Source organism: Pseudomonas sp. B21-031 (genome assembly GCF_024748985.1).
GTDB classification, from domain to species: Bacteria; Pseudomonadota; Gammaproteobacteria; order Pseudomonadales; family Pseudomonadaceae; genus Aquipseudomonas; species Aquipseudomonas kermanshahensis.
Genome location: NZ_CP087181.1, coordinates 367967 through 390443 on the forward strand (window position 1 = coordinate 367967; position 22477 = coordinate 390443).

The window sequence follows — 22477 nt, forward strand, 5'->3', positions numbered from 1 at the left end:
TATCCACACGATGCGCCAGGTGTGGATAAGCGATGTCGAATCTACTGTTAATGACCGATTGGCAACAGTCCGTATTGGGAGGGCCTGCTCATATTTCGCGTGCTTATTCACCTTACGGTGCGGTCACATCTCCCCTGGTAACAGGGTTGGCTTTTTGTGGACAGAATCGTGATCCATTGACGGGCAATTACCCATTAGGGAATGGCCATCGCGTCTACAGCCCGACGCTCATGCGTTTCCAGAGCCCTGACGCGCTAAGCCCGTTTGAGCGGGGCGGAATCAACGCATACGGATACTGCGCAGGTGACCCCGTCAACCGGATCGATCCCTCAGGGCGATGGATGAGGCGTTTGTTCGTGGCGGGGGAAAGTCTATTTGCCCTTGGTGGTGCTTTGGGGGCCGCGAATGTAACGGTGAAGCGTATGAAAGCCATCAACGACCTCAACCTCCCTCTCCCCCCCGGCATCGACCCGCCAATGCCTGCGAACCCAGAGTGGATAACGCGGCTTGCGGAGACAGCGGACATGCATAGTTACCAGGTCTCAATGCTAACGCGTGTGGTAACCATCGGAGCCCTTCTAGGTGGTGGATGGGCAACCCCTGTGGTTCCTATCGCAAGTGCAGTGACTGCGGCGCGGGGCGTTGCTGTGGTAGCAGGATTTGCGGGGGTGGTGGGCAATGGCCGCATGGAGTGGAAGCGAGCTGTGCTCCGCGGAAATAACCCATATCGCATTGCTGGTCAGGCCTTTTTGGAGGCGAATAATCCGGCTAGCTATTTTCGTGCGATTGGGGAAGCCGTGGGCTGGGGGTGGGACAAGGTTCGTACTGCTGGCGTCGGTCTCGCCAGATGGATTAGTGATTCTGTGGCAAATGCTCGTCAGTCGGGGAACTCACCCAACATCCACAATTCAAGCCAGGAGGAAACGCGTTTCTGACAATAAGGAACTCGATTTGTCTGGATTTGGCCCTGGGCGCTATGACACACCCAGGGCCAAGCACGTTTACTGCGCCTGCACTTCCTTCAAATACGGCGCCGGTTCCGCCCCCAGGTTCTCCAGCACCCGCTGGCTGTACCAGTCGATGAAGTTCACCACACCAAATTCATAAGTCTTCGAGTAAGGCCCTGGCTGGTAAGCCGTGGAGTTGATCCCGCGCTGGTTCTCTTCCGCCAGGCGGCGGTCTTGGTCGTTGGTGGCGTCCCACACTTTGCGCATCTGTGCTGGGTCGTAGTCGACGCCTTCGACCGCGTCCTTATGCACCAACCACTTGGTGGTGACCAACGTTTCCTGGGCGCTGATCGGCCACACGGTGAAGACGATCATGTGATCGCCCATGCAGTGGTTCCACGAGTGCGGCAGGTGCAGGATGCGCATCGAGCCCAGGTCCGGGTTCTTGATGCGGCCCATCAGCTTCTGGCAGGCCTGCTTGCCGTCCATGGTCATCGATACGGTGCCCTTGAGCAGCGGCATGCGCACGATGCGGTTACGCAGGCCGTGGCTCTTGTGCAGGTACGGGATTTTCTCGGCTTCCCAGGCAGCGGCAGAGGCGGCCACGTGGTCTTTGAATTCCTGACTGGCACGCGGGTCGTTGGTGTCGTCCCATTCAAGCAGGGTCTTCAGCAGCTCAGGGTGCGAGCCGCTGCAGTGGTAGCACTCGCGGTTGTTTTCCAGTACCAGCTTCCAGTTGGCCTTTTCCAGCAACTGGGTCTGCACCGCGATCTTGGTGTTCTCCATGTCGTACGGTTCCATGTAATGGTCCAAAGTGGCCAGGAACTCGTCGATGGCTGGCGGGTTTTCCGCCAGGCTGATGAAGATGTAGCCACCCGCGACCTTCACATTCACAGGCTTGAGGCCGTATTCCTTCATGTCGAAGTCGGCGCCCATTTCGGTGCCGGCGAACAGCAGGCGGCCGTCCAGCTCGTAGGTCCACTGGTGATAATGGCAGACCAGCTTGGCCACCTTGCCCTTGTCGCTGGTGCACAGGCGCGAGCCGCGGTGGCGGCAGACGTTGTGGAAGGCATGCACCTTACCTTCGGCGCCACGGATGACGATGATCGGGTTCTTGCCGATCTGCAGGGTGATGAAGTTGCCTTTGGCCGGAATCTCGCAAGTCATGCCGGCGATCAGCCACTCTTTGTGGAAGATCTCCTGCATGTCGATCTGGAACAGACGCTCGTCGGTGTAGAAAGGCTGGGGCAGCGAGTAGGTGCGCTCGCGGGTTTGCAGCATCTCGGCGGTGGCCTTGCGTGCTGCTTCCAGTGGATCGCCCAGGCTCAGGGTTGCGGTGACGTCCATCGTGTGGTCCTCGGGGCCGTGTGCGGCCGGCAAAAGGTGGCTAATCATTGTTGTGGTGCCGCAAGGCTGTCGTAAAAAAAACAGCAGGTTCTTTTGCCGTGGAGTGTGCGTCCGAAGGCGTCGTGAACCGTATCCATGGGCGACATGGCCGATTTGAATAACGACGCCACAGCCCTTGTAGCATGGGGCTGGTCGCGATAAGTACGCCGATGTCGCAGGCAGGAATGTACGTCGCCTTCAGCTTGCGCATTATCGACGCCATAAAAAGGCCAATAGTCGGCTGCTGGAGATGAACATGTCCGATACCTTCCTCAATCCGGTCACCACCCAGACCTGGGCCAACGGCCGCCACATCGTGCGCTGCGTCAAGGTCATCCAGGAGACCTGGGACGTGCGCACCTTCTGCTTCATGGCCGACCAACCGATCATGTTCTTCTTCAAGCCAGGGCAGTTCGTCACCCTGGAGCTGGAGATCGAAGGCAAGCCGGTGATGCGCTCCTACACCATCTCCAGTTCGCCGTCGGTGCCGTACAGTTTCTCCATCACCGTCAAGCGGGTGCCGGGCGGGCATGTCTCCAACTACCTGCACGACACCATGCACGAAGGCGCCGAACTGCCCGTGCACGGGCCGGTGGGGTTGTTCAACGCCATCGACTTCCCGTCGGGCAAGGTGTTGTACCTCTCGGGCGGTGTCGGTATTACCCCGGTGATGTCGATGGCGCGTTGGTTCTACGACACCAACGCCAATGTCGACATGGTCTTCGTGCACAGCGCCCGTTCGCCGAAAGACATCATCTTCCACCGCGAGCTGGAGCAGATGGCCTCGCGCATCCCCAACTTCAGCCTGCACATCATTTGCGAGAAGCACGGGCTGGGCGAGCCTTGGGCCGGTTACCGCGGGTACCTGAACCAGCGCCTGATGGAACTGATCGCGCCCGACTACATGGAGCGCACGGTGTTCTGCTGCGGCCCGACGCCGTACATGACCGCGGTCAAACGCATGCTTGAAGCCGTCGGCTTCGACATGAAGAACTACCACGAAGAGTCGTTCGGCGCGACGCCCGCAGAAGCCAAGGCCGATGCTGTGGAGCATGCCGAGCAGGCCGCCGATGCGCCGGAAGTGGATGTTTCGGACCTCAACCTGGTGGAGTTCATCGGCAGCGAGAAGAGCATCCGCATTGCCCCGGGCGAGACCGTGCATGCAGCGGCGGCGAAAGTCGGGCTGATGATCCCCAAGGCGTGCGGCATGGGCATTTGCGGGACGTGCAAGGTGCTCAAGCTGGGCGGCGAGGTGGAGATGGAACACAACGGCGGCATTACCGAGGAAGACGAGGCCGAGGGGTACATCCTGTCGTGCTGCAGTGTGCCGAAAGGGGATGTGCGGATCGATTACTGATCTGCAGATTTTGGGGCTGCTTTGCAGCCCATTCGCGGCCGGTCCGACGCCTCGGCAAGCCCGCTCCCACAGGTTCACCGAGTACTTCAGGCTTGCGCATAACCTGTGGGAGCGGGCTTGCCCCGCGAAAGGGCCGCAGGTCAGGTACGGAAGCGCGCTACCAGCCCATTCAAATCCACCGCCAACCGAGACAACTCGGCACTCGCCGCGCTGGTCTGATGCGCTCCGGTCGCGCTCTGCACCGACAGGTCATTGATATTCACCAGGTTGCGGTCCACCTCGCGGGCCACCTGGGCCTGCTCTTCGGCAGCACTGGCAATCACCAGGTTACGCTCGTTGATCTGCGCCACTGCACCCGCAATGGTATCCAGCGCCATGCCCGCACCCCGGGCAATATTCAAGGTCGACGCGGCACGTTCGGTGCTGGTGCGCATCGACTCCACCGCCTCTTCGGTCCCGCCTTGGATGCTGCCGATCATCCGCTCGATTTCGCTGGTCGACTGCTGGGTACGATGTGCCAATGCCCGCACTTCATCCGCCACTACGGCAAAGCCTCGGCCTGCTTCACCGGCACGGGCCGCTTCGATCGCGGCATTGAGCGCCAGCAGGTTGGTCTGGTCGGCCAGACCGCGAATCACATCCAGCACCTTGCCGATGTCACGCGACTGCTCGGCCAGGTGAGTGATCAGCGTGGCAGTGGCCTGCACATCACCGCTCATGCGCTCGATGGCGCCGACGGTCTCCAGTACCAGGTCGCGCCCGTCGCCGGCCGAACGGCTGGCTTCACCGGAGGCCTCCGAGGTGCTGACTGCATTGCGCGCCACTTCTTCCACGGCGCTGGTCATCTCGGTGACCGCGGTGGCGGCCTGCTCGATTTCGTTGTTCTGTTGCTGCAAGCCACGGGCGCTTTCGTCAGTGACGCTGTTGAGCTCTTCCGCGGCCGATGCCAGTTGGGTCGCCGAACCGGCAATCAATTGCAGGGTGTCGCGCAGTTTCTCCTGCATGCGGGCCATGGCGCGTAGCAGGCGCGCGGCTTCGTCGGTGCCTTCGGCACGGATGACGTGGGTGAGGTCGCCGTCGGCCACCTGCTCGGCGCATTTAAGCGCCTCTTCAATCGGTTTGACGATACTGCGGGTCAGCAGGAAGGCGCACAGCAGGGTCAGCACCGTGGCTGCGATCAACAGGCCAATCACCAGGGCGAAGGCAGAGGCGTACTGGCTGGCAGCGGTTTCATTGGTGGCGCGGGTCTGGTCGGTGTTGATGCGCACCAAGGTGTCCATGACCTTGTTGATCTGCTCGGAGTTGGCCAGCAGGTCGCGGTTGAGCAGGTCGCGCAGTTCGTCGGTGCGGTCCGCCTGGCTCAGGCTGCGCATGCGCGCCTCCAGCTGGCGGTACTGATTGAGCAGTTGGCTGTATTGATCGTAAGCCGCTTGCTCGTCGCGTGCGCCAATCATGGGCTCGTAGGCACGGCGCGCCTGGTCGATCTGAGTGTTGCGTTGGTCCAGCAGGTTAAGCGTGTCGCGCTGCGTCTCCGGGTCGCGGTTGAGCAACAGGCGATAGGACAGGGTGCGCATGCGCAGGTTCAGCGCAGTAAGTTCGTCCAGCGTCTTGATGCTGGGCACGCTGATGCTTTCGATGGCAACGCCGGCCTGGCGGATGTTGCCCATCTGCATCAGCGAGAAGATGCCGAGGCCGAGCATCAACAGGCCGATCAGCGCGAAGCCGAGCAGCGCGCGCGGGGCGATATTCATGTTGCGTAGGGACATGAGGGGCGTAATCCAGGCAAGGGAAAGAGGTCGCAGGGGAGGGCGACGAAATATGACTTGCCTGGCTATCGGTCGTGACTGGTCAGTCTTGAGCGAGACCGGTGAAAATTGTGAGCGCGCTAACCTTTTCCTGACCGGCGGTTGATCCAAGTCGGAACAAGCGGGCGCTTACCCTGTCAATCTGCGGGTTAGAAACCTTAAGAATCCGATATTTAATGGCGAGGACTCACGCTTTTCTTTATCGTGTGCGGCCTTTGCAACAACCTGAGATAGACCCCATGCTGGAAGCCTCCCTGAATCAAATCGAGCAACTGGTCAGCGACCTGATGCAGAAAAACGCTCAACTCACCGAGCAGAACACCACCCTCGGTCAGCAACTGGCCCAGGCCAAGGAAGAAAACGAGACCTTGCAGCTGTCGCTGATGGAGCAGGAAGAGAAGAACGGCGCCACCGCCGCGCGCATCCAGGCGCTGGTTGACCGCGCCAATGCGGGTGTCGTCAACGCATGAGCCTGCAAGCGCAGCCGGTCAATGTCGTGTCGATCCTCGGCAGCGACTATTCGATCAAGGCGCCCGAAGGCCAGGAAGAAACCCTGGCGCAGGCGGTGCGGATGCTGAACACCGCCCTGGCCGAGACCAAGCGTTCGTACCCGACCCTGATCGGTGACAAGCTGCTGGTGCTGGCGGCCCTGAACCTGTGTTCCAAGCAGGTTGAGCTGCAAAAAGAGCATCAGCAGACGCTGGCGCGTACCCAGGCGCAGATCGACGCCACGGTGGACGCGATCGTTCGGACTATCGCCGAACAATAAAGCACTCCGCGATCCCTTGTAGGCGCAGCACAAGGCTGCGCCTACAATGTCCCAGATCACTGGAATAACTGGATACGTAAGTGTATACACTTCCCCCAAAACAATAATTGGCGGGGAGCACGGGCATGCGTATCTGGCGGCAAAGTATCCAGTGGCAATTGATCGCAAGCATGGGCGCAGCCCTGCTGGCGAGCATCCTGGTGGTGGTGATCATTTTCACGGTGGCGCTCAACCGCCTGACTGAACGCTACCTGGTCGACACAGCGCTGCCAGCCAGTGTCGAAGCAATTCGCAACGATATCGAGCGCATGCTCAGCCAGCCGCTGGTGGCGGCCGCCGACATTGCCGGCAATACCCTGCTGCGCGATTGGCTTGCCGAGGGCGAAGATCCCGCTCAAACCTCACGCTTTATCGAATACCTCGAGGCTGCCAAGCAGCGCAACAAAGCCTTTACCACGCTGTTCGCCTCCACCGAAACCGGCCACTACTACAACGAGAAGGGGCTGGACCGCACACTCAGCCGGGCTAACCCGAAGGACACGTGGTTCTACGGCTACATCGACAGCGGCGCCGAGCGCCTGATCAACATCGACATCGACGGTGCCACGGGCGAGTTGGCGCTGTTCATCGACTATCGCGTGGAAAAAGACGGCAAGCTGGTTGGCGTGGCGGGTATGGGCCTGCGCATGACCGAGTTGTCGAAGCTGATCCACGATTTCAGCTTTGGCGAGCACGGCAAGGTATTTTTGGTACGCAACGATGGGCTGATCCAGGTGCACCCGGACAGCGCCTTCAGCGGCAAGCGCCAGCTTGTCGACCAGCTTGATGCACAGGCCGCGAAAGCGGTGATGAGTGGCGACCAGGGCCTGCGTACCAGCCGCTTCCAGCGTGATGGCGAAGGCTACCTGGCTTTAGGCTTGCCACTGCGCGACCTGAACTGGACCTTGGTCGCCGAGGTGCCTGAGGCCGAGATCTACGCGCAGATGCATCAGGCGGTCTGGCTGACCACCTTGATCGGTGGCGGCGTGGCGCTGTTGTCGTTGCTGCTGGTGGTGTTGCTGGCGCGCGGCTTGGTACTGCCGATCCGCCGTGTCACGGCCGCACTGGTGCAGATCGGCAGCGGCGCGGGAGACCTCAGCCACCGCCTGGATGATTCGCGCCAGGACGAACTGGGTGATCTGGCCCGTGGCTTCAACCGCTTCCTCGACAGCCAACGGGGGTTGATCGGCGAGGTGCTGCGCACGACTGAACGCTTGCACATGGCCGTCGAACAGGTGACGCAGGTGGTGGACAACACGGCCGAGCGCTCCGGTCGCCAACAGGAAATGACCGAAATGGTCGCCACCGCCGTGCATGAGATGGGCCTGACCGTGCAGGACATCGCCCGCAATGCCGGCAATGCCGCCGAAGCGTCGCAATCGGCGCGCGACGAAGCCTTGCAGGCGCGTGACGTGGTGCGGCGCTCGATCCAGGGAATTGAAGGCATGTCAGGTGACATCGGCAAGGCGGCGGATGCAGTCGCACAGTTGGCCGACGAAGTCGCCTCGATCGATGAAGTATTGGCGGTGATCCGCAGTATTTCCGAGCAAACCAACCTCTTGGCGCTTAATGCGGCCATCGAAGCTGCGCGGGCAGGAGAGATGGGGCGTGGTTTTGCCGTGGTCGCCGATGAAGTGCGTACTCTGGCGCGGCGTACGCAGCTGTCTACCGATGAAGTGCAGCAGATGATCCAGCGCTTGAAGCAGGGCGCAGGCTCGGCGGTGACGTCGATGCAGGCAGGGCAGCAGGCGACGGGCAGCGGCGTTGAGTCGAGCCAACGCACCGGTGCCTCGTTGGGGGCGATTACCGACAAGGTCGAGCACATCAGCGACATGAACCATCAGGTGGCGACGGCGACTGAAGAGCAGTCGGCGGTGACGGAGGAGATCAACCGGACGGTACAGGGGATTTCCGACCTGGCCAGGGAGACAGCGGCGGAAGTGCAGGGGTGCCGGGCGGAGTGCCAGGCGTTGCGTGGGTTGGCTGATGATTTGGCGCGGCAGATGGGTGGGTTCAAACTGTAGCTCTTTCGACAGTGCGAATGCACTGAGGTGATACCTCTAGCTTGTCGAGGTAGAGGTATCGCCCATCCCGCAAATCAAGTGCTCTTTCTTTCCAAATGCACATTTACAAACATTTCCTGGTAACGAGGGTCGTCATAATTCTTGATGGTGTATTCAAAATTTTGCTTGATGTTGCAATCAGCGTTAGCGTAGTGCAGTTGGTCGGGGTGTGCGAGGAAGAATTCAGCCATTGAGTTGTCACCGTACTCAGTGACGTTGCCCTCGAAATTGATTCGGACAGTTCTTTTGTCAATGGTTTTCCGCGGGCTTTCGTTGCCGTCGTGTGTGAATTTATATTCAACTGTTGAATCTTCGCTGTCGGGATGGGTAATGCGGTGTTGGAGGCCCGTGACCTTATATGACTTTACGTTGCCGTTCGGACCAATGTGTACGGTGTCGCCGGCTTTGATGCTCGAGATTTCTTTGTCGAAATCAGCATCCAATGTGTATTTGGCGTCATCGCCAAACGTTACGCTAATGGTATCGGTCATTTGAAAGTCCTCGTGTATATGCCAAGAATATACAGGCCGCTGCAAGGTTATTTTCACGGTGTACAGAACCACCGTTCTATATCGCAATGATAGGGTTATTCTTCATCCACCATGACTACCAATAACTGATAATCCAAATGCGGGAAGGTATCGATCATGTAGTGAGCGTTTTTTTTCAGCCTGCAGAGCTTGTCGCGAAAGAGCACCTGCTGGGGTCTGGCTTGAAGGAGTGCTGCTGCTTGGCTGTTTGCGTAATATGCGTAAAGTGACTCTTTAGGGTTCAGGTCCGAGCGATAATAAGCGCCTGGCACCGGCGCCGTTGCGCTGTTGGTTATCGCGTCTCTGTTTGCCGTCGCACTTTCTTTTGAGGGCTCTTCGCCGGGGGGAATGTCTTCACAGGTGAACGCATAATCGACTGCCCCCGTCACGTTACTTTGCTTGTGAGCAGTACCCGTTATCCTGACGGCTTTACTGAAATCATCAACGATCCATAGCCATATTTTGTCGTCGATTTTAAGTTGGGCGATAAATGGCAGAAGGCTGCGCATTACTTTGTACGTGTAGGGTCCGAACGTGACATCACTGTATTCGATGGCCATGAGGGTCTCCTGGACTCGATTTTGAAATCGGGCGCGTTGGGCTAACACGGGCCCATGAAGTAAACTTCTAATGGATCAGTCTGTGTGGTGGTGCCTATTTTAAAATGCTGATGGCAGTGCGCAACTGTTAGAAATGCCAGTTTTTACTAATGGTAAAATAGGCTATGCCGGTTGTTGGCGGAGGCGAGTTGGCTGATGGCCTGATAGGGCAGGTGCGGGGCACAATGTGGACTGTGGGCGAGCGCTTTGTAGGCGAATCGCCGGCAAGCCGGCGATTGCGAACTTTCAGGCGCCTATAATGCTGCGGATATCCGCCGCCAACTCACGCACCCGATCTTCTTCGGTATCCCAAGAGCACATGAACCGCGCCCCACCACTGCCAATAAAGGTATAGAACCGCCAGCCCTTGCCCCGCAGCGCTTCAATCGCGTGCTCTGGCATTTGCAGAAACACCCCGTTGGCCTCCACCGGGAACATCAGCTCCACCCCTGGCAGGTCGCTCACCAGCGACGCCAGCAGCTGCGCGCAGTGGTTGGCGTGCGTGCCGTGGCGCAGCCAGGCGCCATCTTCCAACAGCCCGACCCAGGGCGCAGACAAGAAGCGCATCTTCGACGCCAACTGCCCGGCTTGCTTGCAGCGGTAGTCGAAGTCTTCGGCCAGCTGGCGATTGAAGAACAGGATCGCCTCGCCCACCGCCATGCCGTTCTTGGTACCGCCAAAACACAGCACATCGACGCCGGCCTTCCAGGTCAGCTCTGCCGGGCTGCAACCGAGGAACGCGCAGGCATTGGTGAAGCGTGCGCCGTCCATGTGCAAGTTAAGGCCCAGTTCCTTGCAGGTGGCGCTGATCGCCTTGAGTTCATCGGGGCGGTAAACGGTACCCACTTCGGTGGCCTGGGTGATGGTGACCACGCGCGGCTTGGGGTAGTGGATGTCCTGGCGCTTGAGGGCGACGTCGCGAATCGATTGCGGCGTCAGCTTGCCGTTGACGCTGGCCGCCGTCAGCAGCTTGGAACCGTTGGAGAAGAACTCCGGCGCGCCGCATTCGTCGGTTTCGACGTGGGCGGTTTCGGAGCAGATCACGCTGTGGTAGCTCTGGCACAGCGAGGCCAGGGCCAGGGAGTTGGCGGCGGTGCCGTTGAAGGCGAAAAACACCTCGCAGTCGGTTTCGAACAAGTTGCGGAAGTACTCGGCGGCGCGCTCGGTCCACTGGTCGTCGCCATAGGCGCGTTCGTGGCCCATGTTGGCCTTGGCCATGGCGGCCCAGGCTTCGGGGCAGATGCCGGAATAGTTGTCGCTGGCGAATTGTTGGCTCTTATCTGTCATGACACGGTCCTGTGAACGACGCAGAACAGCACTCTAAACCATCGATTCAGCAGTTGCCTATACAACCCAGACATAAGCTGATTTCAGGGTTGTCTGAACGGGCCTCTTCGCGGGGCAAGCCCGCTCCCACAATGGCCGCTTACGCAGGGCCATTGTGGGAGCGGGCTTGCCCCGCGAAGAGGCCGGCATGCACAACACAAAAGCGAATGTCGTAAACGCGCCATTGCAAGGCGTGCGCAGGCATCTGACCCACCCCGGCCAGTCATACCATCGCCACAAAGGGCCACAGTGCTCTACAGACAAGAAACGATCGCTGCCGGGAGACAACAAGATGTTCAGCAAGCAAGACCAGATCCAGGGTTACGACGACGCACTGCTGGCGGCGATGAATGCCGAAGAACAGCGCCAGGAAGATCACATCGAGCTGATCGCCTCGGAGAACTACACCAGCAAGCGCGTCATGCAGGCCCAAGGCAGCGGCCTGACCAACAAATACGCCGAAGGCTACCCAGGCAAGCGCTACTACGGTGGCTGCGAGCACGTGGACAAGGTCGAGGCGCTGGCCATCGAGCGCGCCAAGCAGCTGTTCGGTGCTGACTACGCCAACGTCCAGCCGCACTCCGGCTCTTCCGCCAACGGCGCGGTGTACCTGGCCCTGCTGCAGGCCGGTGACACCCTCCTGGGCATGAGCCTGGCCCACGGCGGCCACCTGACCCACGGCGCTAAAGTGTCGTCCTCGGGTAAGCTGTACAACGCGGTTCAATACGGCATCGACACCAAGACCGGCTTGATCGACTACGACGAAGTCGAGCGCCTGGCAGTCGAGCACAAGCCGAAAATGATCGTCGCTGGCTTCTCGGCCTACTCCAAGACCCTCGACTTCCCACGCTTCCGCGCCATCGCCGACAAGGTCGGTGCGCTGCTGTTCGTCGACATGGCCCACGTTGCCGGCCTGGTTGCTGCGGGCCTGTACCCGAACCCGATCCCGTTCGCCGATGTGGTCACCACCACCACCCACAAGACCCTGCGCGGCCCACGTGGCGGCCTGATCCTGGCCAAGTCCAACGAAGAAATCGAGAAGAAGCTCAACGCTGCCGTGTTCCCCGGCGCCCAGGGCGGCCCGCTGATGCACGTCATCGCCGCCAAGGCCGTGTGCTTCAAGGAAGCGCTGGAGCCAGGCTTCAAGGCCTACCAGCAACAAGTCATCGAAAACGCCCAAGCCATGGCCCAAGTGTTCATCGACCGCGGTTACGACGTGGTTTCCGGCGGCACTGACAACCACCTGTTCCTGGTCAGCCTGATCCGCCAGGGCCTCACCGGTAAAGACGCCGACGCCGCCCTGGGCCGCGCGCACATCACCGTCAACAAGAACGCCGTACCGAACGACCCGCAGTCGCCGTTCGTCACCTCGGGCCTGCGCATCGGCACCCCGGCCGTCACCACCCGCGGCTTCAAGGTCGCCCAGTGTGTGGCCCTGGCCGGCTGGATCTGCGACATCCTCGACAACCTCGGTGACGCTGACGTCGAAGCCGATGTGGCGAAGAACGTCGCGGCGCTGTGCGCAGACTTCCCTGTTTACCGCTGAGTGGAGTAAACGACCATGCAACGCTACTCGGGCTTCGGCCTCTTCAAACACTCCCTCAGCCACCACGAAAACTGGCAGCGCATGTGGCGCACGCCGACCCCTAAAAAGGTCTACGACGTGGTCATCGTTGGCGGTGGCGGCCATGGCCTGGCCACGGCCTACTACCTGGCCAAGGAACACGGCATCACCAACGTCGCAGTGATCGAGAAGGGTTACCTGGGCGGCGGCAACACCGCCCGTAACACCACCATCGTGCGTTCCAACTACCTGTGGGACGAGTCGGCGCAGTTGTACGAGCACGCCATGAAGCTGTGGGAGGGCCTGTCCCAGGACATCAACTACAACGTGATGTTCTCCCAGCGCGGTGTCTACAACCTGTGCCACACCTTGCAGGACATTCGTGACTCCGAGCGCCGGGTCAGCGCCAACCGCCTCAACGGCGTCGATGGCGAACTGTTGAACACCGCCCAGGTCGCGGCCGAAATCCCGTACCTGGACTGCTCGAAGAACACCCGTTACCCGATCCTCGGCGCGACCGTTCAGCGCCGTGGTGGTGTTGCCCGTCACGACGCCGTGGCCTGGGGTTACGCCCGTGCCGCCGACGCCCTGGGCGTGGACCTGATCCAGCAGACCGAAGTGATCGGTTTCCGCAAGGAAAACGGCGCGGTCATCGGTGTCGAAACCAACAAAGGCTTCATCGGCGCCAAGCGCGTCGGCGTGGTCACTGCCGGTAACTCCGGGCACATGGCCAAGCTGGCCGGCTTCCGCCTGCCGCTGGAATCGCACCCGCTGCAAGCCCTGGTGTCCGAGCCGATCAAGCCAATCATCGACAGCGTTATCATGTCTAACGCCGTGCACGGCTACATCAGCCAGTCCGACAAGGGCGACCTGGTGATCGGCGCCGGTATCGACGGTTGGGTTGGCTACGGCCAGCGCGGTTCGTACCCGGTGATCGAGCACACCCTGCAAGCGATCGTCGAGATGTTCCCCAACCTCTCGCGCGTGCGCATGAACCGCCAATGGGGCGGCATCGTCGACACCTCACCGGACGCCTGCCCGATCATCTCCAAAACCCCGGTCAAGAACATGTTCTTCAACTGCGGTTGGGGTACCGGTGGCTTCAAGGCGACCCCGGGTTCGGGCAACGTCTTCGCTGCCAGCCTGGCCAAAGGCGAGATGCACCCACTGGCCGCGCCGTTCTCCATGGACCGTTTCTACAACGGCGCACTGATCGACGAACACGGCGCCGCCGCCGTCGCCCACTAACCGGAGACACCGTCATGTTGCATATTTTCTGTCCCCACTGCGGCGAGCTGCGCTCCGAAGAAGAGTTCCACGCCTCTGGCCAGGCGCACATCGCCCGCCCGCTGGACCCTGCCGCCTGCTCCGACGAGGAGTGGGGCACCTACATGTTCTTCCGCGATAACCCACGCGGTATTCACCATGAACTGTGGGACCACGTTGCCGGCTGCCGTCAGTACTTCAACGTCACCCGCGACACCGTGACCTACGAGATTCTGGAAACCTACAAGATTGGCGAGAAGCCGCAGGTGACCGCCAACGGCAAGCAAAATAGCGCACCGTCGACCGTCAAAGGCCAAGGGGAAAAAGTATGAGCCAGACCTATCGCCTCGCCAGCGGCGGCCGTATCGATCGCAGCAAGGTCCTGAACTTCACCTTTAACGGCAAGACCTACCAGGGTTATGCCGGTGACAGCCTGGCCGCTGCGCTGCTGGCCAACGGCGTCGACATCGTCGGCCGTAGCTTCAAGTACTCGCGCCCGCGCGGCATCATCGCCGCCGGTACCGAAGAGCCGAACGCCATCCTGCAGATCGGCTCCAGCGAAGCCACCCAGATCCCTAACGTGCGTGCCACCCAACAGGCGCTGTACGCCGGCCTGGTCGCCACCAGCACCAACGGCTGGCCGAACGTCAACAACGACGTCATGGGCATCCTTGGCAAGGTGGGCGGCAGCATGATGCCGCCGGGCTTCTACTACAAAACCTTCATGTACCCGAAATCGTTCTGGATGACGTACGAGAAGTACATCCGTAAAGCGGCCGGCCTTGGCCGTGCACCGCTGCAGAACGACCCGGACAGCTACGACTACATGAACCAGCACTGCGACGTGCTGATCGTCGGTGCCGGCCCTGCTGGCCTGGCCGCCGCCCTGGCTGCTGCCCGCAGTGGCGCCCGCGTGATCCTGGCCGATGAACAGGAAGAGTTCGGCGGCAGCCTGCTCGACACCCGCGAAACCCTCGACGGCAAGCCTGCCGCTGACTGGGTCAATGCGGTGGTCAAAGAGCTGGAAAGCCTGCCGGAAGTGACCCTGCTGCCACGCGCCACGGTCAACGGCTACCACGACCACAACTTCCTGACCATCCACGAGCGCCTCACCGACCACCTCGGCGACCGCGCCCCGATCGGCCAGGTGCGTCACCGCGTGCACCGTGTGCGTGCCGGCCGTGTGGTACTGGCCGCTGGCGCCCACGAGCGCCCGCTGGTGTACGGCAACAACGACGTGCCGGGCAACATGCTGGCTGGCGCTGTGTCCACCTACGTACGCCGCTACGGCGTGGCCCCGGGCCGCAAACTGGTGCTGTCGACCAACAACGACCACGCCTACCGCGCCGCGCTGGACTGGCACGACGCTGGCCTGCAAGTGGTCGCCATCGCCGACGCCCGCCACAACCCACGTGGATCGCTGGTTGAAGAAGCGCGTGCAAAAGGCATCCGCATCCTCACTTCCAGCGCCGTGGTCGAGGCCAAAGGCAGCAAGCACGTGACCGGCGCCCGCGTGGCCGCCATCGACGTGCAGGCCCACAAAGTCACCAGCCCAGGCGAAACCCTCGAGTGCGACCTGATCGCCAGCTCCGGCGGTTACAGCCCGATCGTCCACCTGGCGTCGCACCTGGGCGGTCGCCCGGTCTGGCGCGATGACATCCTCGGCTTCGTGCCGGGCGATGCACCGCAAAAACGCGTTTGTGTCGGCGGCATCCATGGCGTCTACGCCCTGGGCGATGTGATTGCCGACGGCTTTGAAGGCGGCGTTCGCGCGGCCACCGAAGCCGGCTTCAAGGCCACCACCGGCACCTTGCCGAAAACCGTGGCACGCAAGGAAGAGGCCACCGTGGCCCTGTTCCAGGTGCCGCACGACAAGGGCAGCAAAGGGCCGAAGCAGTTCGTCGACCAACAGAACGACGTGACTGCTGCCGGTATCGAGCTGGCCACCCGCGAAGGCTTCGAGTCGGTCGAACACGTCAAGCGCTACACCGCGCTGGGCTTCGGTACCGACCAAGGCAAGCTGGGCAACATCAACGGCCTGGCCATCGCCGCCCGTTCGATCGGCATCACCATCCCGGAAATGGGCACCACCATGTTCCGCCCCAACTACACGCCAGTCACCTTCGGTGCGGTAGCGGGCCGTCACTGTGGCCACCTGTTCGAACCTGTACGCTTCACCGCCCTGCATGGCTGGCACGTGAAGAACGGCGCCGAGTTCGAAGACGTTGGCCAGTGGAAACGCCCGTGGTACTTCCCCAAAGCCGGTGAAGACATCCACGCCGCCGTGGCCCGCGAGTGCAAGGCCGTGCGTGACAGCGTCGGCCTGCTCGACGCCTCGACCCTGGGCAAGATCGATATCCAGGGCCCGGACGCGCGTGAGTTCCTCAACCGCATCTACAGCAACGCCTGGACCAAGCTCGACGTGGGCAAGGCCCGCTACGGCCTGATGTGCAAGGAAGACGGCATGGTCTTCGACGACGGCGTGACCGCCTGCGTTGGCGACAACCACTTCTACATGACCACCACCACCGGCGGCGCGGCCCGCGTGCTGCAGTGGCTGGAGCTGTACCACCAGACCGAATGGCCAGAGATGAAGGTGTACTTCACCTCGGTCACCGACCACTGGGCGACCATGACCCTGTCCGGCCCCAACAGCCGCAAGCTGCTGAGCGCGCTGACCGACGACATCGACCTGGACAAGGACGCCTTCCCGTTCATGACCTGGAAGGAAGGCACCGTCGCCGGCGTACCGGCCCGTGTGTTCCGCATCTCGTTCACCGGTGAGCTGTCGTACGAAGTGAACGTGCAGGCCAACTACGCCATGGGCGTGCTGGAAAAGATCATCGAGGCGGGCAAGCAATACAACCTGACCCCGTATGGCACCGAGACCATGCACGTGCTGCGTGCCGAGAAGGGCTTCATCATCGTCGGCCAGGACACTGACGGCTCGATGAACCCAGACGACCTGAACATGAGCTGGTGCGTGGGCCGCAACAAGCCGTTCTCGTGGATCGGCCTGCGTGGCATGAACCGCGAAGACTGCCTGCGCGACAACCGCAAGCAGCTGGTTGGCCTCAAGCCGGTGGACCCGACCCAATGGCTGCCTGAAGGCGCGCAACTGGTGTTCGACCCCAAGCAACCGATCCCGATGGACATGGTTGGCCACGTCACCTCCAGCTACGCAGCCAACTCCCTGGGTTATTCGTTCGCCATGGGTGTGGTCAAAGGCGGCCTCAAACGCATGGGCGAGCGGGTGTACTCGCCGCAGGCTGACGGCAGCGTGATCGAAGCGGAAATCGTGTCTTCGGTGTTCTTCGATCCGAAGGGTGAGCGGCAGAACGTCTAAGGCCCCGGATGGTGGCGCCGAACCCTGTGGGAGCGGGTTTACCCGCGAATGCGATGTTGGCCTTACTGGCCTCTTCGCGGGTGAACCCGCTCCCACAGGTTCGGCGTTGCTCGGAACTACAGAATTCAAGGCAGGTAAGAAATGAGCGCTATCAACGTCTTCCAGCAAAACCCCGGCGCCGACGCCAAGGCCCAGTCGCCGCTGCACCATGCCGACCTGGCCAGCCTGGTTGGCAAGGGCCGCAAGAACGCAGGCGTGACCCTGCGTGAGAAAAAATTCCTCGGCCACCTGACCCTGCGTGGCGACGGCCATGACCCGGCCTTCGCCGCAGGCGTGCACAAGGCCCTGGGCCTGGAGCTGCCGGTGGCCCTGACCGTGGTCGCCAACAGCGACATGTCGCTGCAGTGGATGGGCCCCGACGAGTGGCTGCTGATCGTCCCGGGCGGCCAGGAGTTCGCCATCGAGCAAAAACTGCGCGCGGCCCTCGACGGCCTGCACATCCAGGTGGTCAACGTCAGCGGCGGGCAGAGCCTGCTGGAACTGCGCGGCCCGCACGTGCGCGAGGTGCTGATGAAGTCCACCAGCTATGATGTTCACCCAAACAACTTCCCGGTGGGCAAGGCCGTCGGTACCGTGTTCGCCAAGTCGCAACTGGTGATCCGCCGCACCGCCGAAGACACATGGGAACTGGTGATTCGCCGCAGCTTCGCCGATTACTGGTGGCTGTGGCTGCAGGACGCTTCGGCCGAATACGGCCTGAGCATCGAAGCCTAAGGAGAGCCGCACATGAGTCGGGCACCGGATACCTGGATTCTCACCGCCGACTGCCCGAGCATGCTCGGTACCGTCGACGTGGTGACGCGTTTCCTCTACGAGCAGCGCTGCTACGTCACGGAGCACCACTCCTTCGATGACCGGCAGTCGGGGCGTTTCTTCATTCGCGTCGAATTCCGCCAGCCGGACGATTTTGACGAGGCGGGCTTCCGTGCCGGCCTCGCTGAACGTAGCGAAGCGTTCGGCATGGCCTTCGAGCTGACCGCGCCTAATCACCGCCCCAAGGTGGTGATCATGGTGTCCAAGGCCGACCACTGCCTGAACGACCTGTTGTACCGCCAGCGTATTGGCCAACTGGGCATGGACGTGGTCGCAGTGGTGTCCAACCACCCAGACCTCGAACCGCTGGCGCATTGGCACAAGATTCCTTATTACCACTTTGCACTCGACCCCAACGACAAGGCGGGGCAAGAGCGCAAGGTGCTGCAGGTGATCGAGGAGACTGGCGCGGAACTGGTCATCCTTGCCCGCTACATGCAGGTGCTGTCGCCCGAGCTGTGCCGGCGCCTGGACGGCTGGGCGATAAACATTCACCACTCGTTGTTGCCGGGGTTCAAAGGCGCCAAGCCTTATCACCAGGCGTACAACAAGGGCGTGAAGATGGTTGGCGCGACCGCGCATTACATCAACAACGACCTCGATGAAGGGCCGATCATTGCCCAGGGGGTCGAGGTGGTGGACCACAGCCATTATCCCGAGGACCTGATTGCCAAAGGGCGGGATATCGAATGCCTGACCCTGGCGCGGGCGGTGGGGTATCACATTGAGCGGCGGGTGTTTCTTAACGCCAACCGGACTGTGGTGCTCTGACTATTTTGGGGCTGCTTTGCAGCCCATCGCAGGCAAGCCAGCTCCTACAGGTGCACCGCCGCTTTCGAATGCGGCGCTGTACCTGTGGGAGCGGGTTTAGCCGCGAATGGCCCAACACATTATCCCCTGCCGTAAAAAGGCATCCCCCTGTCGTTTTCAGTCAGCGCAACTCGCCTCATCAGGCCCACAATTCCCTGCATCCCAGTAACACATGCCGCCCATGGATGGCGGCGCTTCAACCAACGCTGCATAAATAAAAATCAAGCGAGGTAAGAGCATGTCTGGCAATCGTGGAGTGGTGTATCTCGGCGCCGGCAAGGTCGAGGTGCAGAAGATCGACTACCCGAAAATGCAGGACCCGCGCGGCAAGAAGATCGAACACGGCGTCATTCTAAAGGTGGTCTCCACCAACATCTGCGGCTCCGACCAGCACATGGTCCGCGGCCGCACCACTGCCCAGGTCGGCCTGGTTCTGGGCCACGAAATCACCGGTGAAATCGTCGAGTTGGGGCGTGATGTCGAACGCCTGAAAAAAGGCGACCTGGTGTCGGTACCCTTCAACGTCGCCTGCGGCCGCTGCCGCTCCTGCAAAGAAATGCACACCGGCGTCTGCCTCACCGTCAACCCGGCCCGCGCCGGTGGTGCCTACGGCTACGTCGACATGGGCGACTGGACCGGTGGCCAGGCGGAGTACGTGCTGGTGCCGTACGCTGACTTCAACCTGCTGAAACTGCCGGATCGCGACAAGGCCATGGAGAAAATCCGTGACCTGACCTGCCTGTCCGACATTCTGCCGACCGGCTACCACGGTGCCGTGACGGCGGGCGTTGGCCCAGGCAGCACTGTTTACGTCGCGGGCGCCGGCCCGGTCGGCCTGGCCGCTGCTGCCTCGGCACGCCTGCTGGGCGCTGCCTGCGTGATCGTCGGTGACCTCAACCCAGCCCGCCTGGCGCATGCCAAGTCCCAGGGCTTCGAAGTGGTCGACCTGTCCAAAGACACCCCGCTGCACGAGCAGATCATCGACATCCTTGGCGAACCGGAAGTGGACTGCGCCGTCGACGCCGTTGGCTTCGAGGCCCGCGGCCATGGCCACGAGGGTGCCAAGCATGAGGCCCCGGCCACCGTGCTGAACTCGCTGATGCAAGTCACTCGCGTTGCCGGCAACATCGGTATCCCCGGCCTGTACGTGACCGAAGACCCGGGTGCGGTGGATGCCGCCGCCAAGATCGGCGCCCTGAGCATCCGCTTCGGCCTGGGCTGGGCGAAATCGCACAGCTTCCACACCGGCCAGACCCCGACCATGAAGTACAACCGCCAGCTGATGCAGGCGATCATGTGGGACCGCATCAACATTGCTGAGGTGGTCGGCGTGCAGGTGATCAACCTGGATCAGGCGCCGGAAGGGTATGGTGAGTTCGATGCGGGTGTGCCGAAGAAGTTTGTGATCGACCCGCACAAGATGTGGGGCGCGGCGTAATTTAAGTTGAGCTAAAAGCCCCTCAAGTGAGGGGCTTTTTCTAGATGCTATTCATTAATGGCGAGGTGACGGCGACCTTGGAAACTCGTCAGTAGGTTGCCAAAAGTCGCTAGCTTTTGTAGATGAATTGCGCCTGGTCGTGGTCAGGACGGCAAGTTACGGTTCAGCAGGTGGTTGAGAAGCAATGTTCCACAGTAACAATCAGCATTCAAGCTACCTTTTCCGAGTGAGCTTCAGCTGTCTACAGCACAAAAACGCATAAGGCGAGGAGAGGAGCTGCGCAATCTTAGACTCAGCGGTAACTGGCCGAATCTGGCTTGTAAGCTTCGCCATTAAAGCCAGTCGTTGTTAGCATCTAGGGCAAGCTCGGATCGTGGCCGTAGGTTGAGAGGTATGGACTTCCAGGCCATTCGCATTGTGCGATCAGCTTGTCGCCTTGGTAAAAGAACAGTGTACTGTGCATAGGTTGACAGGCCAGTAGAAAAGGCGAAAAATCCGGCGCACACGAAGTTTTTTATTCTTTCCTAATTGAAATAGTGATGAAAGTTGCTGCCGCAGCCAGCCCAAGGAGTGAAAAGCCACCGTAAATAATCTTCTGCTTATTTTTTTCCCAAAAACGGGGGGTACGAGCCGGGAAGTTTTTTGGGTCGTTCAAATATGCTACTGCTGATTCCTCAGACCTAACACGCGCATAATAGTTCTTTTCTAGTTCATTATGTGTATGAATGAATTCATCTCGAGTCATGTGGGTTTGTTTGTATGTTCCAGTTTCTGTGGCATAGACTTCATGATCATAAGCATTTAATTCAAGCTCAAATTTTTCCCTCTTCGTCTCATAAGATTCTTTTAGTGAATTAATTCGGCGTTGTTTTATTCTGTTAGGGTCGTCGCCTATCCATTTTTTATCTACAATCGAGCGTTTAGGGCGATTGTTGACTTGTTGTTGGACATTTCTCTTTGGGCGGGGTTGGGCTTGGGCTTGCGCTTGGAACGCGCCCCGAGATTGCCCTGAAGGATCATTCCAATTGATCGGGTCTCCAGCACAATAGACATACGCATTAATTCCACCCTTCCCAAAAGGGCTAAGTGCATCTTGGCTGCAAAACCGCATCAATGTCGGGCTAAACATCCGTTTACCGCCACCCAGTAAATATCCACCGCTTACAGACTCTGGGTGCTGTCCATTAAAACCGAGCAGTGCAGCTACTGCATCGATCGCCCGATGGCCGTAGGGCGTATAGAATATGCGTTGAGGGCCCATGCTGAGAATTGAGGCAGACAGGTCGGTCTGCAGGAGTTGCTTATTGCTCACACCGTCTAACTGCGCGACAGCTGACACTTTCGTCCAGAGTACTCTACGGTCGCCCAGTGGACCCGTCTCGGTTACCAAACGGTCTTTTTGATAAAAGCGAAGCGCCACATTGCCTGCGGCTTTAACCAGTTGGGATTCGGGGGCGTTGATTTGCTGAATGCCCTGCTCTTTGAGTGCCATAGTTACCGCTTCCTGGTTCGACTGTTAAGCCTTAGGTTGCCCTCGGATGCCAATGGCAACAACTGGCAGAATTATCAGGTCATGAAGGCGTGTCGTTGGTAGAAGGATTGGAACAAACCTCTAAAACTCCAGTCGAATGCCTCGTTTCCCAGGCCATCCCGGCCCACGAGGTCCCTCCCGATGAAAGCATTCACCCTGGCAACCCTGATGACCCTGGCCGCAAGCCCGGTGTTCGCCTTCAACCTCAGCGATGCCGCCAACGCCGTGTCGGCCATGCAGAACCAGAAACAGCAAGGCCAGGTGCAGGCGCCCGAGGCGCAGGCTAATTTGCTCAACACGTTGGGCAGTGAACTGAAGATCACCCCGGAACAGGCCGTGGGCGGGGCAGGGGCGATGCTGGGGTTGGCGCGCAATAACCTGAGTTCTGACGACTATGGTCAGCTGACCAAAGCCGTGCCTGGGCTGGACTTGTTGTCGGGTGCCAATGCACTGGGCGGGTTGAGCGGGTTGGGTGAGTTGCTGGGTAAGAACAGCGAAAGCCAGTCGGCATTGAGCAATGCGTTGGGCAACAACGTGGAAAACCGTAGCGATCTGGACAGCGCGTTCAAGGCGCTGGGCATGGATACCGGGATGATCGGACAGTTTGCGCCGTTGATTCTGCAGTACTTGGGGCAGCAGGGGATTGCAGGCTCGTTGTTGCAGAACCTGGGTAGCCTGTGGACTACCCCCGCGCCGCTGGCTCAGCCTTCGGTCTGAGGGGGTGTAGCGGCAGTGCTGGAATCACAAGTCTTCAAGACTGACGCTCTACCTGTAGGAGCGACCCAAGGCCGCTCCTACAGGTACAACGCAGGCTACAAGATCGATGTA

General features: G+C 60.5%; 19 protein-coding genes and 2 pseudogenes. 14 read left to right on the top strand and 7 right to left on the bottom strand.

The window, feature by feature from the left end:
- The first annotated feature begins 50 nt into the window (after window positions 1-50).
- On the top strand, window positions 51-935 hold the full coding sequence (locus tag LOY53_RS01630; protein WP_252827370.1) for an RHS repeat-associated core domain-containing protein: 885 nt from the start codon (window positions 51-53) through the stop codon (window positions 933-935).
- A gap of 66 nt (window positions 936-1001) precedes the next feature.
- Here LOY53_RS01630 and gbcA read toward each other — a convergent pair whose 3' ends face one another.
- The gene (gene gbcA / locus LOY53_RS01635; protein WP_085273833.1) at window positions 1002-2294 is read right to left on the bottom strand and encodes a glycine-betaine demethylase subunit GbcA; all 1293 of its coding nucleotides are present in this window, start codon (window positions 2292-2294) and stop codon (window positions 1002-1004) included.
- 295 nt (window positions 2295-2589) lie between these two features.
- Here gbcA and gbcB point away from each other — a divergent pair, with 295 nt between their 5' ends.
- Window positions 2590-3690 carry a glycine-betaine demethylase subunit GbcB gene (gene gbcB / locus LOY53_RS01640; protein ID WP_027594300.1) on the top strand — a complete coding sequence of 367 codons (1101 nt, stop codon included), beginning with the start codon at window positions 2590-2592 and terminating at the stop codon, window positions 3688-3690.
- Between the two features lie 140 nt (window positions 3691-3830).
- Here the strand turns inward: gbcB and LOY53_RS26775 are convergent, their stop codons facing one another.
- Together LOY53_RS26775 and LOY53_RS26780 are read right to left on the bottom strand one after the other, a co-directional pair.
- Entirely contained in the window at window positions 3831-4703 is an 873-nt protein-coding gene (locus tag LOY53_RS26775; protein WP_371097753.1) for a methyl-accepting chemotaxis protein, read from the bottom strand.
- Window positions 4686-5456, bottom strand: a pseudogene (locus tag LOY53_RS26780) (MCP four helix bundle domain-containing protein); the annotation flags it as partial. The gene LOY53_RS26775 and the pseudogene LOY53_RS26780, both read right to left, overlap by 18 nt.
- A 278-nt stretch (window positions 5457-5734) precedes the next feature.
- On the opposite strand from LOY53_RS26780, the gene LOY53_RS01650 reads away from it, so the two are divergent.
- The 4 genes and pseudogenes from LOY53_RS01650 (at window position 5735) to LOY53_RS26790 (ending at window position 8327) form a co-directional block, all read left to right on the top strand.
- A complete protein-coding gene (locus tag LOY53_RS01650) occupies window positions 5735-5965 on the top strand; it encodes a hypothetical protein (RefSeq protein ID WP_027594302.1) in 231 nt (76 codons plus the stop codon).
- The gene (locus LOY53_RS01655) at window positions 5962-6264 is read left to right on the top strand and encodes a cell division protein ZapA (RefSeq protein ID WP_027594303.1); all 303 of its coding nucleotides are present in this window, start codon (window positions 5962-5964) and stop codon (window positions 6262-6264) included. Before LOY53_RS01650 ends, LOY53_RS01655 begins: the two co-directional genes overlap by 4 nt.
- A gap of 170 nt (window positions 6265-6434) precedes the next feature.
- Window positions 6435-7463, top strand: a pseudogene (locus tag LOY53_RS26785) (cache domain-containing protein); the annotation flags it as partial.
- Window positions 7464-7598: 135 nt separating this feature from the next.
- Window positions 7599-8327, top strand: coding sequence for a methyl-accepting chemotaxis protein (locus LOY53_RS26790; protein ID WP_371097754.1), 729 nt, complete (start codon window positions 7599-7601; stop codon window positions 8325-8327).
- A gap of 74 nt (window positions 8328-8401) precedes the next feature.
- On the opposite strand, the gene LOY53_RS01665 is transcribed toward LOY53_RS26790, so the two are convergent.
- The 3 genes from LOY53_RS01665 to LOY53_RS01675 form a co-directional block, all read right to left on the bottom strand.
- The gene (locus LOY53_RS01665; protein WP_252826463.1) at window positions 8402-8857 is read right to left on the bottom strand and encodes a hypothetical protein; all 456 of its coding nucleotides are present in this window, start codon (window positions 8855-8857) and stop codon (window positions 8402-8404) included.
- A gap of 95 nt (window positions 8858-8952) precedes the next feature.
- Window positions 8953-9456 carry a hypothetical protein gene (locus tag LOY53_RS01670; protein ID WP_258703527.1) on the bottom strand — a complete coding sequence of 168 codons (504 nt, stop codon included), beginning with the start codon at window positions 9454-9456 and terminating at the stop codon, window positions 8953-8955.
- A gap of 285 nt (window positions 9457-9741) precedes the next feature.
- Complete coding sequence (locus LOY53_RS01675; RefSeq protein ID WP_258703528.1) at window positions 9742-10782, bottom strand: low specificity L-threonine aldolase; 1041 nt, start codon at window positions 10780-10782, stop codon at window positions 9742-9744.
- A 331-nt stretch (window positions 10783-11113) separates the two neighbouring features.
- Here LOY53_RS01675 and LOY53_RS01680 point away from each other — a divergent pair, with 331 nt between their 5' ends.
- The 7 genes from LOY53_RS01680 (at window position 11114) to fdhA (ending at window position 20118) form a co-directional block, all read left to right on the top strand.
- Window positions 11114-12367, top strand: coding sequence for a serine hydroxymethyltransferase (locus LOY53_RS01680; protein ID WP_258703529.1), 1254 nt, complete (start codon window positions 11114-11116; stop codon window positions 12365-12367).
- A gap of 15 nt (window positions 12368-12382) precedes the next feature.
- The gene (locus tag LOY53_RS01685) at window positions 12383-13633 is read left to right on the top strand and encodes a sarcosine oxidase subunit beta family protein (RefSeq protein WP_008089646.1); all 1251 of its coding nucleotides are present in this window, start codon (window positions 12383-12385) and stop codon (window positions 13631-13633) included.
- 14 nt (window positions 13634-13647) lie between these two features.
- Window positions 13648-13983, top strand: coding sequence for a sarcosine oxidase subunit delta (locus LOY53_RS01690; protein ID WP_027594307.1), 336 nt, complete (start codon window positions 13648-13650; stop codon window positions 13981-13983).
- On the top strand, window positions 13980-16997 hold the full coding sequence (locus LOY53_RS01695) for a sarcosine oxidase subunit alpha (protein ID WP_027594308.1): 3018 nt from the start codon (window positions 13980-13982) through the stop codon (window positions 16995-16997). The genes LOY53_RS01690 and LOY53_RS01695 overlap by 4 nt, the downstream gene beginning before the upstream one ends.
- 141 nt (window positions 16998-17138) lie before the next feature.
- Window positions 17139-17771: a sarcosine oxidase subunit gamma gene (locus LOY53_RS01700; RefSeq protein ID WP_027594309.1), complete on the top strand. Its 633-nt coding sequence runs from the start codon at window positions 17139-17141 to the stop codon at window positions 17769-17771.
- Between the two features lie 12 nt (window positions 17772-17783).
- Window positions 17784-18641, top strand: a complete 858-nt coding sequence (gene purU / locus LOY53_RS01705; protein WP_027594310.1) for a formyltetrahydrofolate deformylase — start codon at window positions 17784-17786, stop codon at window positions 18639-18641.
- A gap of 277 nt (window positions 18642-18918) precedes the next feature.
- The gene (gene fdhA / locus LOY53_RS01710) at window positions 18919-20118 is read left to right on the top strand and encodes a formaldehyde dehydrogenase, glutathione-independent (RefSeq protein ID WP_099452670.1); all 1200 of its coding nucleotides are present in this window, start codon (window positions 18919-18921) and stop codon (window positions 20116-20118) included.
- 514 nt (window positions 20119-20632) lie between these two features.
- On the opposite strand, the gene LOY53_RS01715 is transcribed toward fdhA, so the two are convergent.
- Window positions 20633-21610, bottom strand: a complete 978-nt coding sequence (locus LOY53_RS01715) for an RHS repeat-associated core domain-containing protein (RefSeq protein WP_252826467.1) — start codon at window positions 21608-21610, stop codon at window positions 20633-20635.
- Window positions 21611-21790: 180 nt separating this feature from the next.
- Here LOY53_RS01715 and LOY53_RS01720 point away from each other — a divergent pair, with 180 nt between their 5' ends.
- The gene (locus tag LOY53_RS01720; RefSeq protein ID WP_252826468.1) at window positions 21791-22366 is read left to right on the top strand and encodes a DUF2780 domain-containing protein; all 576 of its coding nucleotides are present in this window, start codon (window positions 21791-21793) and stop codon (window positions 22364-22366) included.
- Window positions 22367-22477 lie beyond the last annotated feature (111 nt).

Bases quoted from the DNA above. Each gene is read 5' to 3' on its own strand.
- LOY53_RS01630 (WP_252827370.1), top strand. From the start codon at position 51: ATGACCGATTGGCAACAGTCCGTATTGGGAGGGCCTGCTCATATTTCG.
- gbcA (WP_085273833.1), bottom strand. From the start codon at position 2,294: ATGGACGTCACCGCAACCCTGAGCCTGGGCGATCCACTGGAAGCAGCA.
- gbcB (WP_027594300.1), top strand. From the start codon at position 2,590: ATGTCCGATACCTTCCTCAATCCGGTCACCACCCAGACCTGGGCCAAC.
- LOY53_RS26775 (WP_371097753.1), bottom strand. From the start codon at position 4,703: ATGGCCCGCATGCAGGAGAAACTGCGCGACACCCTGCAATTGATTGCC.
- LOY53_RS01650 (WP_027594302.1), top strand. From the start codon at position 5,735: ATGCTGGAAGCCTCCCTGAATCAAATCGAGCAACTGGTCAGCGACCTG.
- LOY53_RS01655 (WP_027594303.1), top strand. From the start codon at position 5,962: ATGAGCCTGCAAGCGCAGCCGGTCAATGTCGTGTCGATCCTCGGCAGC.
- LOY53_RS26790 (WP_371097754.1), top strand. From the start codon at position 7,599: ATGGTCGCCACCGCCGTGCATGAGATGGGCCTGACCGTGCAGGACATC.
- LOY53_RS01665 (WP_252826463.1), bottom strand. From the start codon at position 8,857: ATGACCGATACCATTAGCGTAACGTTTGGCGATGACGCCAAATACACA.
- LOY53_RS01670 (WP_258703527.1), bottom strand. From the start codon at position 9,456: ATGGCCATCGAATACAGTGATGTCACGTTCGGACCCTACACGTACAAA.
- LOY53_RS01675 (WP_258703528.1), bottom strand. From the start codon at position 10,782: ATGACAGATAAGAGCCAACAATTCGCCAGCGACAACTATTCCGGCATC.
- LOY53_RS01680 (WP_258703529.1), top strand. From the start codon at position 11,114: ATGTTCAGCAAGCAAGACCAGATCCAGGGTTACGACGACGCACTGCTG.
- LOY53_RS01685 (WP_008089646.1), top strand. From the start codon at position 12,383: ATGCAACGCTACTCGGGCTTCGGCCTCTTCAAACACTCCCTCAGCCAC.
- LOY53_RS01690 (WP_027594307.1), top strand. From the start codon at position 13,648: ATGTTGCATATTTTCTGTCCCCACTGCGGCGAGCTGCGCTCCGAAGAA.
- LOY53_RS01695 (WP_027594308.1), top strand. From the start codon at position 13,980: ATGAGCCAGACCTATCGCCTCGCCAGCGGCGGCCGTATCGATCGCAGC.
- LOY53_RS01700 (WP_027594309.1), top strand. From the start codon at position 17,139: ATGAGCGCTATCAACGTCTTCCAGCAAAACCCCGGCGCCGACGCCAAG.
- purU (WP_027594310.1), top strand. From the start codon at position 17,784: ATGAGTCGGGCACCGGATACCTGGATTCTCACCGCCGACTGCCCGAGC.
- fdhA (WP_099452670.1), top strand. From the start codon at position 18,919: ATGTCTGGCAATCGTGGAGTGGTGTATCTCGGCGCCGGCAAGGTCGAG.
- LOY53_RS01715 (WP_252826467.1), bottom strand. From the start codon at position 21,610: ATGGCACTCAAAGAGCAGGGCATTCAGCAAATCAACGCCCCCGAATCC.
- LOY53_RS01720 (WP_252826468.1), top strand. From the start codon at position 21,791: ATGAAAGCATTCACCCTGGCAACCCTGATGACCCTGGCCGCAAGCCCG.